Below are 14,332 nucleotides of genomic sequence, written 5' to 3' on the forward strand. Positions count from 1 at the left end.
TTAAAATAACTAAAATTTATAAAAAATTTACTAGAAAAATTTTCTGTTAAATTTTGTAAATAGTAAAATGTATTTAATAAAACATTACATTAAGTTAATTCATTACAACATCTCTAATAAAGAATTCTCCACCAATTGATACGAATCCTAGATTTTTAACTTTTTGATTTACTAAGTAAAGTTTTTGTTTTTGGAAAAGGATTGTAACTGGCTGCTCTTCAGAGATAAGTTTTTCCATTTCTAACATTGCTGGAACTCTTACTTTTGGATCAGCAGAGCTTTTTACAATTTTAGTTAATTCGTCATATCTTGCATTTTTGAAATCTCCACGATTGTTTGCGTTTGTGCTGTCAAATAAATCTAAATATGTAATTGGATCCAAGAAGTCTCCAGTCCAGTTCATAAGGGAAATTTGGTAATCCCTTTTTTTAGTTCTTTCAATACGTTCCTTACCGCTTACAACGTCTAATTCAACATTTGCACCCAGGTTATTTCTTAAACTTTCTTGAATGTATTCGGCAATGGCTTTTCTGCTTCCTGTATCGTTAAATAAAATTTCAAATCTTGGAAGTTCTGACAGTCCTTCTTCCCTAAGGCCTTCTGCTAATAATTTCTTAGCTTCTTCTGCATTAAATTTAGGCTGATCAGTTGTAACTTCAGAAGCAAAGTCCTTTTCAAGTCCATTTAATCCAATTCCACTTGGAGTGAATGCCTTAGTAGTTTTTTCAGAACCTTCAAGAACTTTATTTACAAGTTCTTCCCTGTTTATTGCCATAGTTAATGCTCGTCTTACTTTTGCGTTTTTAAATACATTTTCACCTGTGTTGAATAGTAAATAGTAGATTCCACCATCATCTGCTTTTACAAGTTCTTTTTTTCCAGCAAATTCTTTTGCCTGTTCAAATGTAACGGCTGTTACATCAACTTCTTTATTTTTAAAGGCATTTACAGCTGAGTCTGTAGCAATTATCTTTAATACAACGTTATCTGTCTTTACATTTTTTGCATCCCAGTAATTAGGGTTTTTCTTGAATTTTAATTCTGAATCATGAGTCCAGCTTTCTAATGTATAAGGCCCGTTTGAAATTGTGTATTCAGCTTCTGTAAAGTATTTATCCTTTACTTCATTATAATATTTCTGATTTAACGGCATAAATGACTTGAATGTAACTAAATCATCAAAATATGGAGTAGGTGCTTCCAAAGTTACTTGTAAAGTTTTATCATCAATAACTTTTATTCCAACTTCATTTTCTGAGACTTTTTTTGCATTGTAATTTTCTCCATTTTTTATTACAAATAGCATACTTGCATTACCTGCTGCTGTATCAGGGTTTAATCCACGAAGCCATCCCGCTTTAAAGTCGTTTGCAGTAATTGGATCACCATTGCTCCATTTTATTCCATCTCTTAAGTGAAACGTCCATACAAGTCCGTCTTCTGATTTTTCCCATTTTTCAGCAAGTCCAGCTACTGATTTTCCAGTTTTGTCTTTTCTCAGAAGTCCTTCCAAAATCAATTCATCAACAGTCCCACCTGGAATATCCGTAGTTATTTGAGGATCAATCGAAGTTGGCTCTGTAACAATATTTAATGTAAATGTGCTGCCATTACCTCCATTTTTATTTCCGCATGAAAGTACAAACATCAGTAATGTCAATATAAAGAACAATTTTTTCATTAATATGTTTCCTCCTCTTTTTTCAAGAATAATTGGCCAAAGGGGCTGTTACACCCCTAAATAGTTGTTATTTTAATGATAAACTTCCAAAATAGAATTCTCCACCAATTGGAGTAAATCCAATTCCATTCACTTTTTTATCAACCAGATATTGTTTTTCTCTGTGGAAAAGTACACCAACTGGTACATCTTCTGCGATTATTTTTTCAATTTGCATAAGTGCAGGAATTCTTACATTTTGATCAGCTGTACTTCTTACAGTTTTAACTAATGCATCGTATTGAGGATTTTTGTATGAACCGTGATTATTTCCACCTGTTGATTCAAATAAATCAAGGTATGTAATTGCGTCAGGGTAATCTCCAGACCATCCTGCAAATACTAGATCAAAGTTTTTTTGACTCATTCTTGAAAATCTTTCTTGAGCAGTCATTGCTTCTAACGCTATTTCAATGCCTAAATTTTTTCTTAATTGCTCTTGAATATATTCGGCGATAACTTTGTTGTTTCCGCTTTCATTGATTAACATAGACATACTAGGGAATTTAGTTGCCCCTGTTTCCTTCAGTCCTTCTTCAAGTAATTTTTTCGCTTCCTGAGGATTGTATGTAAGTATTGAAGTCGGAACACCTTCTGTAAAGTCTTTGTCGTTAAGCCCCTTTATCCCAATTCCTTTTGGAACAAATGTCTTTGCTGCTGTTCCGTATCCATTTAATACATTATTTACAAGTCCTTCCCTGTCGATTGCCATAAGAAGTGCTTTTCTGATTTTCAAGTTTGCCAATGTCTTGTTATTAAAGTTAAATAGCAGATACCATACTGAACCGTCATTTTTAGAAACCATTTTTGGATTGTCCTTGAATCCTTTTGCCTGTTCAGATGTAATGGCAGTTACATCTACTTCTTTGTTATTAAATGCGTTTAATGCTGAATTATTATCAGGAATTATTTTATATACGACAGTTTCAAGGTTTACGTTGCTATTATCCCAGTAGTTAGGATTTTTTTTGAATGTCATTTCTGATCCATGTGTCCAGCTTTCCATAGTATATGCTCCTGAAGATACAGTCTTATCAGCTTCTGTAAAATATTTGTCACCTGTTTCATCAAAGAATTTCTGATTTAGAGGTGCATATGTCTTAAATGCCACCAGGCTGTCAAAATATGGAACTGGAGCTTCCAATGTTACTTCCAGAGTCTTATCATCAATAACTTTTATTCCAACTTGTTCAGCAGTTCCTTTTTTCTTGTTGTAATTTTCGGCATTTTTTATTGCATAAAGCATATAAGCATATTCTGAAGCTGTTTCAGGTTTTAATGCACGAAGCCATCCATTTTTAAAGTCGTTTGCAGTAATTGGATCACCGTTGCTCCATTTTATTCCATCTCTTAAATGGAATGTCCATACAAGTCCGTCAGCAGATTTATCCCATTTTTCAGCAAGCCCTGGTACAAATGTCCCATCCTTACCTTTTCTAGTCAATCCTTCCGTTATAAGATCATCGACAGTTCCACCTAGCACGTCTGTTGATAATTGCGGATCAATAGATTTTGGCTCATCTGATAAATTTAATGTGAATGTTTTGCTGCTTCCACCACTTTTCCCACAAGAAATGATGACAATTAGCATCATTAATAAAACTAATATTTTTTTCATGATAGTTTTCCTCTCTTTCAAAATTTTATATTAATAATCTAAATTTAAAAATTAAATAAGTTTGTGTATTATTTTATATAAGTATTATCCAGTACAAAATCTTTTCCAATTGGGCTAAATACGATATTGTGGACTTTTGGATTTAATAATTTTGTATGTTGTCTGTAATAAAGTAATCCTACAGGCATATCTTCGGCAATTATTTTTTCCATTTCAATCATATCTTTAACTCTTTCTTCCTGATTTCCAGAACTTTTAACTTTTTTTACAAGCTCGTCGTAACGTGGATTTGAGTAATCTGAATAATTGTTTCCGTCTTTTGTCAGGAATCTGTCCAGATAAGTAATTGCATCGTTATAATCCCCGTTGTAGCCTGCAAGGGCGATTTCATAATCTCTATGCTGCATTTTATCCAGTCTTGACTGGAATGTCATTCCTTCAATTTTAAGGTTTACTCCCAGGTTTGTTCTTAAACTTTCCTGAATATATTCAGAAATAACCTTATTGTTTCCAGAATCATTGAAAATCATTGTCAAATCAGGCAATTTTTGTAATCCCAGTTCCTTTAATCCTTCAGCTAGTAGTTGTTTTGCTTTTTGTGGATCATAAGCTGGGAACACTTTTCCCGCTTCTTCAGAGAAATCTTTTGAAACGCCAGTAATTCCTACTCCTTTTGTTGTATAGGTGTAAGCCACTTCTCCTGTGTTATCAAGTACATCTGTAATTAATTTTTCCCTGTCTACCGCAAGTGACAATGCCTGTCTAATTTTTTTATTTGCAAGCACTTTATTTTTCATATTGTATGTCATATACCAGACAGAACCGTCTTTTGTAAGTAATTTACGTTTATCATTCTTAAATTCCTTAGCCTGTTCGATAGAGATGTTTGTTGAGTCAATTTCTCCATTTTTAAAGGCATTCACACTGGCACTGGCGTCGTTTATGAATAATATTTTTACAAATTTCAACTTGATATTATCTTTATTCCAGTAATTTTCATTTTTTTCAAAGACAATTTCTGAATCCCTTGTCCATGATTTTATTGTATAGACACCAGATGAAATAGATGTTTCAGGAGATGTCATATATTTTTCTCCAACTTTATCATAGAACTTCTTGTTCAGAGGAGCATAAGTTTGTATTCTTACAATTGAATCAAAGTATGTAAGAGGGTTATTCAACGTAACTTCCAACGTATAGTCGTCAACGACTTTAATTCCCAGCTGATTTTCGTCCTTAATCTGTCCAGCATTAAATTCTTTTGCATTTTTTATGTAAAATAATTTATCTGCGTATTCTCCTGCGGTTTCAGGATTTAATGCTCTAACCCAGCCATCTTTAAAGTCTTTTGCCGTAATCGGATCACCGTTGCTCCATTTTGCATCTTTTCTCAAATGGAATGTCCATACTGTTGAATTTTCATTGTGTTCCCATTTTTCTGCCACACCAGGAAGAGATTTTCCATCCTCTGCCTGTCTAGTTAATGTTTCAGCAATAAGCGAATCAACAAATTCACTGGTTGAATCATTTGCCAGCTGAGGATCATAAGATTTTCCCTCTTCCTTCAGATTCAATTTAAGAGTTTCTGCATCCTCGTTTTTTCCACAAGAAATTACAAAAGCCATTAATATTGTCAAAACTAATAAGATTTTTTTCATACTCATACTCCCTCTTTCCTTTTACTAGAATAAAATAGTAAAATTAAAAATATTTTATCATTAATCTTAGTTATCCATCCAAATAGCTGCTGCTTTAGTGGAAAATGTAAAAATTATTTTGTTATAGATGCATTATAAAAATCAATGGAATCTCCAACAGAACGTATTACAACACCTTTTAACTTAGGATTTATCAAATAAACTCCCACTTCATAATAAAGTACAGAATATCTGAAATCATCAGACAGTAATTTTTCAGCCTGTTTCATTGCATCCATTCTTGTTTTGTTATCTTGATTAACTTTAGCTAGATCAACCAGTTCATCGTATTTAGGATCCGCATATTTTGCAAAGTTAAGATCTTTTACTTTCGAATGGAACATTTCCAGATAAGTCATTGGATCGGCATAGTCAGGCCCCCAGGCATATCTTACAATTTCAAATTCTCCAGCTTTTGCACGTGCAATTCTTTCTTTTTTAGTAAGAACTTCCACTTCCACATCAATTCCTAATTTATCCTTCCATTGAGATTGATAAAATTCAGCTTCCTTTTTACCAGTTCCATTTTCATCCACAAGTAAATGCAATTTAACTTGTGCAGGAGTCATATTTAACTCTTTTAGCCCTTCTTCAAACACTTGTTTCACATTAACATTTGCAAATTCTGCAAACAAATCTCCAGCTTCTTCCCTGAAATCGCCTTTTTCACCAACTGTTCCATTTGAAACAATTCCAGAACCAATAATTCCGGCACCATTTAAGATGCTGTTTACTAATTCTTTTCTATCTATTGCAAGTGATAGCGCCTGTCTAACCTTTTTATTCTTTAATACAGGATTTGATGTATTAAATCCTAAGTAATAGACTCTTCCATCAGGAAATTTATGTAATTCAGGTTTTCCTTCAAAGTTTGCCATTTTTTCAACTGAAATTTTTGTCAAGTCCAATTCTTTATTTTCAAAAAGGTTTGTAGCAGCTTCAAAATCAGTTACGATTAAACCTGTAAGTGTATCCACCTTTATATTTTGTGCATTCCAGTAGTTAGGATTTTTTTTCATAACAACTTTGTTATCATGTACCCATTCTTCCATTATAAACGGCCCGCTGTAAACAGATTTACCAGCTTCTGTTGCATATCCTTCCCCATTATCAGCCAATGCTTTTTCATTAACTGGGAAGTAGACAGGCATAATTAATGTCTTTAAGAAGAATGGAGCTGGTTTTGATAAGGTAAATTCAAGTGTATAATCATCTTTTGCTTTTATTCCAACTTGTCCAAAATCCTTCAAAGTTCCATTGTTGTAATTTTCGGCATTTTCAATATAATAAGCAAGCACTGAATATTCAGAGCCTGTTTTAGGATCAAGTCCTCTTTTGATACCGTTAAAATAGTCTTTGGCAGTAAGCGGATCCCCATTGCTCCATTTCATTCCTTGTCTGATTTTAAATGTCCATACTTTTCCGTCATCTGATTTAGTCCAGCTTTCAGCTCCAGAAGGAACAATTTCATTTTTATCATTTAATCTTACAAGACTTTCATAAGTCATACTTGTAATAAAAATTCCACTCATATCAGTCAAAAGTTGCGGATCCAATGAAGTTGGCTCAGCTTCCATATTAAACGATACTGAATTTCCCGCAGGTTTGGCACTTTTTCCGCAAGAAACTATAAGCATTGATACAATTAAACAAAATATTAAAAAAGTTTTTTTCATAGATACTTCCTTTCCAAATCATTTATTATTTACTTTTTTGTTGCTTTTTTATTAAATAAGTCCTTTTTCCTTTAAGAAAGAAGTTTCTACAAAATGTCCGGGCTTATATTCGGTTAATTCGGGAGTTTCAGGGATAATCCCTATTTCAGAGGCATCTCCCATTGGACTTCTTAAATATGATTCATCCATATCAATTTTTGTTGTCTTCTTGTAATCAGGATCTGCTATCGGTACGGCAGAAATAAGTGATTTTGTGTAGCTGTGGACAGGATCGCTGTAAACAACTTCTGGAGTTCCCAGTTCAACCACTTTTCCACGATACATAACTGCCACTCTGTCTGAAATATATTTTACCATTGACAAGTCGTGTGCGATAAATAATAAAGTTAAGTTTCTTTCCTTTTGCAAATCCTTCAGCAAATTTACAACTTGTGCCTGAATTGACACATCCAGAGCCGAGATTGGCTCATCACACACTAATACTTCTGGACTAACTGCAAGTGCCCTTGCAATCCCGATTCTCTGTCTTTGTCCTCCAGAAAATTCATGTGGAAAACGGCTGGCATGCTCCCTGTTAAGCCCAACAATTTCCAAAAGGCTGTAAACTCTTTCCATTCTTTCCTGTTTTGAAGTTGCCAGTTTATGAATATCAATCCCTTCGGCAATAATATCTCCGACAGTCATTCTTGGATTAAGGGAAGCCTGCGGATCCTGAAATATCATTTGCACTTTTTTTGTAAATTCTTTTCTTCCATAATCTTCAATTGGTTTTCCATTAAATAAAATATCCCCATTTGTCTTTGAGTAAAGTCTGCTGACAGTTCTTCCAAGTGTAGTTTTTCCAGAACCTGATTCTCCAACAAGACTTAGAATTTCACCTTTGTAGATGTCCATTGTAACATTTTCCACAGCCTTTAGCACTTGTCTTTTTTTCATTGGAAAATATTTTTTTAAGTTTTTCATTTCTATTAATTTTTCTTTTTTATTTTCATTAGCTGACATTATTTCCCCTCCGTTTCTATATTATCTGATTTTAGGGAATTTTCCTGTTCAAAAGGAGATTTTATTTTTGGAGCACCGGCAACATAAAGCCACGATTTTACAAAATGTCCGTTCCCCAAGTCAATCATTGGAGGTTTTCTTTCATAGTCAATTTTCATTGCATATTCAGAACGTGCCGCAAACGGATCTCCCACAGGCGGTTTTAACAAATCTGGAGGAGTTCCTGGAATGGAAGCCAGTTTTTCCCCAATTTTCATATCCAGTCTTGGCAAGGATTTTAAAAGGCCCCAAGTATACGGATGTTTTGGATTTTTGAAAAGTTCCTTTACAGGAGCTTCTTCCAGTTTTTCTCCAGCATACATAACAACCACTCTGTCAGCAGTTTCGGCAACTACTCCCAAATCATGTGTTATAAGTATTACAGCAATGTTTAATTCTTTTTTCAGTTCATTTATCAAATCCAGTATTTGTGCCTGAATTGTAACGTCTAAAGCCGTTGTTGGCTCATCACAGATTAACAAGTCTGGCTCACATGAAAGGGCAATGGCTATAACCGCCCTTTGACGCATTCCTCCAGAAAACTCATGCGGATACTGATGAAATCTTTCTTCCGGTTTAGGGATCCCGACTTTTCTAAGCATTTCGATAGCCTGCTGTTTTGCCTCTTCCCTTGTTACATTTTTATGAATCAGGATTCCTTCCATAATCTGTTTTCCAACTTTAATCGTTGGATTAAGCGATGTCATAGGATCCTGAAATATCATCCCGATTTTTCCACCACGAAGTTCTCTCATTCTTTCGATAGGAGCTTTTACCAAATCTTCCCCTTCAAAAAGTATTTCCCCATTTTTAATTTCTCCTGGTGGCATTGGTATTAATCTCATAATTGTCTGTACAGTAACTGATTTTCCTGAACCAGACTCTCCAACGATTGCAAGCGTTTCCCCACGATCCACAGAAAAGCTGATCCCTCTAAGAGCCTGAACTTCCCCGGCATACGTATTAAAAGAAACACTCAAGTCCTTTACTTCTAATAATTTTTTTCCCATTTTCTAATCCTCTCTGTATTAATATGGATTGTTTTTTATTTTTAATCTCTTAATTTTGGATTTAATGCGTCATTTAAAGCATCTCCAACAATATTGAATGCCAATGTAATTAATGAAATTACAACTGATGGAATAATGAATAAATATGGATATGAAGTCATATTTACGAAACCATCAAATACCAAGTTTCCAAGTGATGCCTGTGGAATTGGAACTCCAAGTCCGATGAAACTTAAAAATGCTTCTGTAAAGATAATGTTTGGTATGTCTGTTGTAAGTCTGATTATTATTACACTTAGTGTATTTGGGATTAAGTGCTTCAACGTTATCCATAAAAAGTTACCGCCAAGTGATTTTGAAGCCAGTACAAATTCATTTTCTTTAATTTTAAGCACTTCTCCACGCACTAACAGCGAATAGTTTAGCCATCTTGTCAATGACATTGCAATAATTATTGTTTTTACACTGTTTCCCATTACAACCATTAATAAAATTATGTAAATCATTGATGGAATGATTAATAAGATTTCCACAATTCTAGTCATTATGGTATCAATAATTCCGCCAAAATATGCTGATACAGCCCCATAAATTGTTCCAAAAACAACACAAATTGCAGCCGTTATCAAGGATAGTTCCATTGAAATTCTTATTCCTTGCGAAAGTCTTGCAAACAAGTCACGTCCAAGGTTATCCGTTCCTAAATAATGCCCTTTTGCAAGTCCCTTTGCTGGACTTAAAAATTTAGCTGATAAATCCTGAGCTCTATAAGAATATTTTGTCAAACTTTGCCCAAAAATTGCTAAAAATAGGAAAATAAGTGTTATTCCTAAAAACGATAAAGCTAATTTATTTTTCTTGAATCTTCTCCATCCATCCTGCCAGAATGTTAAACTTGGTTTGTAGATTTCTTCACTTTGAGTGGTGTCTGCACCTACGATTTTAAAATCTTCAGGTGTTGGGATATAATCATTTTCAGTTATAATTTTTTTTATATTTTCTGCCACTATATTTCATCTCCTTTTCCAAGTTTAATTTTAGGATCAACCATAACGTATACAATATCAACAAGTATCATCATTATAATAAGGAATATCGCATAAAACACAGTAACTCCAAGTACCATCGTGTAATCCCTGTCATTGATACTGTCTACAAAGTATTTTCCTAATCCTGGAATCGAAAACATCTTTTCAATTACAAATGAACCTGTCAGAACCGCAGCAATTGTCGGCCCCATTATTGTAATAATTGGTAAAATTGCATTTCTTAAAGCATGTTTAAAAACGATATTTTTTGGTTTTACCCCTTTTGCAATCGCCAATCTTATATAATCCTGTCCCATTACCTCGATCATCTTATCTCTTAATAACCGTGCAATCAATGCCACTGTGTAAAGTCCAAGTGCAACAACCGGCAATATTTTTTTCTCAGGCCTGTCCCATCCTGATAACAAAATCCTTACAAGTGGTAAATTATATTCATCGATTAAGATACCATTATGTATATCGACAAAATACTTCTGCATTAGTCCCGCTAATACAAAACTCGGTACGGATATTCCAATTATTGCCACAATCATCGCTAACCTATCCTGATATTTTCCTCTTTTCAAAGCTGCGACAATCCCAAGTGGAATTCCTAAAGCCAATGCAAAGATAATAGATCTGGCTCCCAGATCTGCTGATGTCAGAAAACTTTTCTTAATAACATCATTAACAGTTCTTCCCCGAACTTTCATGGATGCCCCCAGATCCCCTTTTGCTATGTTTTTCAGGTATTCAACATACTGTTCCCCAAGTGGACGATCCAAATGGTATTTTGCCATTAGATTTTCCTTTACTTTAGGTGGAATCGCTTTTTCACTTTGAAACGGATCACCCGGTAACATATGTATCAGAAAGAATGTAATAGTAATAACCAGCCACAACGTTACAAGCCCCATTGCGATTCTCTTAATTAAAAACTTTAAAATATTTTTCATACTCGCTTCCTTTCACTAAAATTTTATATACCTATATTATATCTTATATTCAGTAAGTTTTGCAAGCAATTTTGTTTATAATGAGTATTTTTTTACTATTAATTTTTTTTATGGATAAATAATAGTTCTCTAAATATAATATATTTACTGAATTTCAAGCAATATAAAAAATAGCCTAAATTTATATTAAAATTAAATATAAAAATTTAGACTACTTGTTTATTTATAAAAAAATTCGATTCAGAATAAAAGTTATGGCTATATTTATGTGCTGTTAAACTGCTTATTCCCATTCAGGCATATTTATAGTTCCAGCTTTGTCAATAAGACGTTTTCTATTCAAATTCAGTTTTTATATGTATTGCAACGATTTAACCATCCTGCCAGCCATTTTTTCTCGTTTCTTGCAGGATCAGAGTTTTTTACACGTCTTTCAAGAACGAATTTTGCAGAGTCGCTAAATTCTTCAAGAGCCGCTTTCCCACTGCCGGTACCTTTCATATTTTCCAAGACTTGCAGAAGTCCCCAGCCATCCCCGTTGTAAGTTTCAGTCCGGGAAGTTCCTTCACCTTTGAAATTCACGTAATCAATCAATGGATATAGCCCGTTTGGAGAGTGTGCAACACGGTAAAATTGTTTTTTTACATTTTCTGGATTATCCGCTATTTCCAACATTTTCTCCAACGAGTTTTCAAGTCGCTCAAAAATAAACGAAACTTGAATAGCCTTTGTATTATAAAGGAAATTTATCAATTCGACAATATCCTTATTTCCAATACTTCTAAGTTTAAAAAGTTCCTCACGGCTTTCCCAAGGCGAATAACTGTTTTCTTCAACAATCTTAGGCAATTTTATATCATGCTTCCTATAATACGCAACAAGCTGCGGAAAACTCTCTGCAAATCTTCCCCGCTGCCCCTGTTTGTACCAAATAAAATGCCCAATTCCCAGCGATGGGAAATCTTCCCCTGTATTCCAGTAAACAAGATCCTCCTTTTTTCCGCCAGCCTCATTCTTAAAAATCTTCTCAGCCACAACATCCAGTTCCGCCTTTGAAATTGTAAGTCCAGCTTTCTTATTCGTATCCATGGCATCAGGTTTTGAAGGCATTTTTGCCACGTTTTTATTGGAAAGTCCAAATGACGCCATCGAAATTGCCATAATACTGGCTAAAATTAATAATTTACATTTATTTCTTTTCATAAGTCCACTCCTTTTTTATTAAAATTATCGTTTTAAAATATTTAGCTTTTTTAGTAAAAATACAAAAGTAATTTTATTACATTATAACAACTTTTTAACAGTTTTTCACTTTTTTTTATCTTAGATGAAATTTAATAAAAGTGATATTTACACTTGCAATTTACTTTTCTCTGTCCCTGGGGAGGTTTTATTTTGCAGTAATTCAAATACGTGATATAATAACAACATATATTTCAAAAATTGGGAGTGAAAATGGCTAAAATAATGGAAGAAGAAAATATAAATTATGAAACAAAGGCTATTCATAAGGAAATTGTGGAAAAAGTGGAAAAATTAATGCCAGAAGAGGAAGTTATATATGATTTGGCAGATTTTTTTAAGATACTGGGAGATACCACGAGAATGAGGATATTAAGCGCCTTATTTCATGAGGAAATGTGTGTTTATGATATTGCAAATCTGTTGAAAATGACACAGTCTGCTATTTCACATCAGCTTCGGGTATTGAAGCAGGGCAGATTTGTAAAACATAGAAAAGAAGGGAAAGTTGTCTATTATTCGCTGGAAGATGAGCATATAAAGCATATTGTGGAGCAGGGGATGACACATATTCTGGAAAAAAGATAATCTTTAAATTTGTAAGTCAAATAATTTTGCTATACAAACAATATTAAATATGATATAATTACAAAAAAGTAAAGGAGATAAAAATATGACAGAAATTAAAAATAAAGTAACATTTAAAGGAAACCCAGTAACTCTTGTGGGAAATGAAGTAAAAGCCGGTGATACAGCACCTGACTTTACAGTTTTATCACCCGAGCTAAAGGAAGTGAAATTGAGCGACTATAAAGGAAAAGTTGTGGTAATAGCAGTATTTCCATCAGTTGACACAGGAGTGTGTGCATTACAGCTGGCAAGATTTAATCAGGAGGCGGCAAGTTTTGGAGATGATGTCCAATTATTAACTATTTCGGCTGATTTACCCTTTGCACTTGGCAGATATTGTGCAGATAAGGGGATTGCAAACGCTTTGACAGCATCAGATCATAGAGAGTTGGATTTTGGGACAAAATATGGTTTTGTAATAAAAGAGTTGAGACTGTTGTCAAGAGGAACAGTTATTGTTGATAAAGATGGTGTTATAAGATATGTGGAATATGTATCAGAAGTTGGAGAACATCCAGATTATGAAAAAGCGTTGAAAGTAATAAAAGAATTAGCTAAATAGTTTTTTTATTTTAAACTGGAAAAATATAAAAAAACTAAACAACAGATTTTATTTAAGGAATTATAACTAATCAAATTAGAAATAATTCCTTTTTATTATTTTCCAGTTTCTTGGTAAATATTTTTTATATTTGATTATTAATTTCAATTCCAGAATTTACTTTTCCCCCTTTTCTTCCATGTACAATCACTAAATCCGTTTTTTTATATTTATTAACTTCAATTTTCAATATATTCATATTATTCGCATAAATATATCTAAACACATCATTTAGCCTGTCATTCGGCACAATTATAAAAAATTCCCCATAATTTTTTAAAAGCCTTCTTATTTCCTGAAAAAGCTCTTCTAATGTAAGCAAAACTTCATATTTACTGATTTTCTCCGCTTCATCTTCCGGCATTTTTCCAGAATTTATTTTTTTATATGGAGGATTTGAAAAAATAAAATCATATTCTCCATTAATATTTTTTATATTTTCATTAATTGGCATTATTTTTTCTTCTAAATTATTTATTCCCATATTTTTTTCCAATATTTTAAAAATATCTTTTTGTATTTCTATTGCAAAAATTTTTGAAATAATATCCATCTCAGAAAGCAATAGGGAAATTATTCCCTGTCCTGCCCCAATTTCCAGAAATGTTTTTTTCTTCTTTATGTTTTTATATTTTGTATCAAAATATTTTTTTATAAATTCAGACAGTAAAATGGCATCCTGTGTTATTTTTAGCCCTTTTTCCCTTACAATCATCTTTTTATTGACACTTTCCAGATTTTCAATATAGCTCATTTTGACTCCTCGTATAATATATTTGTAGTTTTTTACATCCCTCTTCAAGGATTTTGTAATATACTATTATTAAGATACTGTGGATTAGTTAATCTCCTCCTACCACTTGATGGTTTTAAAAAGGCTCTAGCCACAGTCTCTTTGTTAAATTGTTAATTAGTTAGATACCGCTTGACGGTTTATATAGAACGAGGTTACATTCGCAAAGAGTTTGTGGTTTTACAGTATCAATATTTTCTTTTTGAAAGGTGGTATTCTTATGTTCTATATCGGTATCGATGTCTCTAAAGACAAACACAACTGCTTCTGTTGTAATGATAACTTGCAGCCTGTTTTTCAATTTCAATTTAACAATGACT

Annotated in this window: 13 protein-coding genes; 2 read left to right on the forward strand and 11 right to left on the reverse strand. The window is 33.1% G+C overall.

Annotated features, from left to right (window positions below; translation table 11 throughout):
• Nucleotides 1-94: 94 nt before the first annotated feature.
• The 9 genes from K324_RS0101595 to K324_RS0101635 form a co-directional block, all read right to left on the reverse strand.
• Complete coding sequence (locus K324_RS0101595) at nt 95-1,681, reverse strand: peptide ABC transporter substrate-binding protein (RefSeq protein WP_026747601.1); 1,587 nt, start codon at nt 1,679-1,681, stop codon at nt 95-97.
• A gap of 67 nt (nt 1,682-1,748) precedes the next feature.
• On the reverse strand, nt 1,749-3,338 hold the full coding sequence (locus tag K324_RS0101600; protein ID WP_026747602.1) for a peptide ABC transporter substrate-binding protein: 1,590 nt from the start codon (nt 3,336-3,338) through the stop codon (nt 1,749-1,751).
• Nucleotides 3,339-3,406: 68 nt separating this feature from the next.
• A complete protein-coding gene (locus tag K324_RS0101605; protein ID WP_026747603.1) occupies nt 3,407-4,996 on the reverse strand; it encodes a peptide ABC transporter substrate-binding protein in 1,590 nt (529 codons plus the stop codon).
• A gap of 113 nt (nt 4,997-5,109) precedes the next feature.
• Nucleotides 5,110-6,711 carry a peptide ABC transporter substrate-binding protein gene (locus K324_RS0101610; RefSeq protein ID WP_026747604.1) on the reverse strand — a complete coding sequence of 534 codons (1,602 nt, stop codon included), beginning with the start codon at nt 6,709-6,711 and terminating at the stop codon, nt 5,110-5,112.
• A gap of 51 nt (nt 6,712-6,762) precedes the next feature.
• On the reverse strand, nt 6,763-7,713 hold the full coding sequence (locus tag K324_RS0101615; protein WP_026747605.1) for an ABC transporter ATP-binding protein: 951 nt from the start codon (nt 7,711-7,713) through the stop codon (nt 6,763-6,765).
• Nucleotides 7,713-8,762 carry an ABC transporter ATP-binding protein gene (locus tag K324_RS0101620; protein WP_026747606.1) on the reverse strand — a complete coding sequence of 350 codons (1,050 nt, stop codon included), beginning with the start codon at nt 8,760-8,762 and terminating at the stop codon, nt 7,713-7,715. The genes K324_RS0101615 and K324_RS0101620 overlap by 1 nt, the downstream gene beginning before the upstream one ends.
• 41 nt (nt 8,763-8,803) lie before the next feature.
• Nucleotides 8,804-9,769: an ABC transporter permease gene (locus K324_RS0101625; protein WP_026747607.1), complete on the reverse strand. Its 966-nt coding sequence runs from the start codon at nt 9,767-9,769 to the stop codon at nt 8,804-8,806.
• Complete coding sequence (locus tag K324_RS0101630; protein WP_026747608.1) at nt 9,769-10,746, reverse strand: ABC transporter permease; 978 nt, start codon at nt 10,744-10,746, stop codon at nt 9,769-9,771. Before K324_RS0101630 ends, K324_RS0101625 begins: the two co-directional genes overlap by 1 nt.
• Nucleotides 10,747-11,091: 345 nt before the next feature.
• A complete protein-coding gene (locus K324_RS0101635; RefSeq protein ID WP_026747609.1) occupies nt 11,092-11,949 on the reverse strand; it encodes a hypothetical protein in 858 nt (285 codons plus the stop codon).
• Between the two features lie 252 nt (nt 11,950-12,201).
• Here K324_RS0101635 and K324_RS0101640 point away from each other — a divergent pair, with 252 nt between their 5' ends.
• Together K324_RS0101640 and tpx are read left to right on the forward strand one after the other, a co-directional pair.
• Entirely contained in the window at nt 12,202-12,576 is a 375-nt protein-coding gene (locus K324_RS0101640; RefSeq protein WP_172618275.1) for an ArsR/SmtB family transcription factor, read from the forward strand.
• An 85-nt stretch (nt 12,577-12,661) separates the two neighbouring features.
• A complete protein-coding gene (gene tpx / locus K324_RS0101645; RefSeq protein ID WP_026747611.1) occupies nt 12,662-13,180 on the forward strand; it encodes a thiol peroxidase in 519 nt (172 codons plus the stop codon).
• Nucleotides 13,181-13,304: 124 nt separating this feature from the next.
• Here the strand turns inward: tpx and K324_RS0101650 are convergent, their stop codons facing one another.
• On the reverse strand, nt 13,305-13,973 hold the full coding sequence (locus K324_RS0101650; protein WP_036094950.1) for a methyltransferase: 669 nt from the start codon (nt 13,971-13,973) through the stop codon (nt 13,305-13,307).
• 160 nt (nt 13,974-14,133) lie between these two features.
• Nucleotides 14,134-14,332, reverse strand: a 199-nt coding sequence (locus tag K324_RS15935) for a hypothetical protein (RefSeq protein WP_026747613.1), incomplete at its 5' end; no start/stop codon positions are given.

Source organism: Leptotrichia trevisanii DSM 22070, assembly GCF_000482505.1.
Lineage (GTDB): Bacteria > Fusobacteriota > Fusobacteriia > Fusobacteriales > Leptotrichiaceae > Leptotrichia > Leptotrichia trevisanii.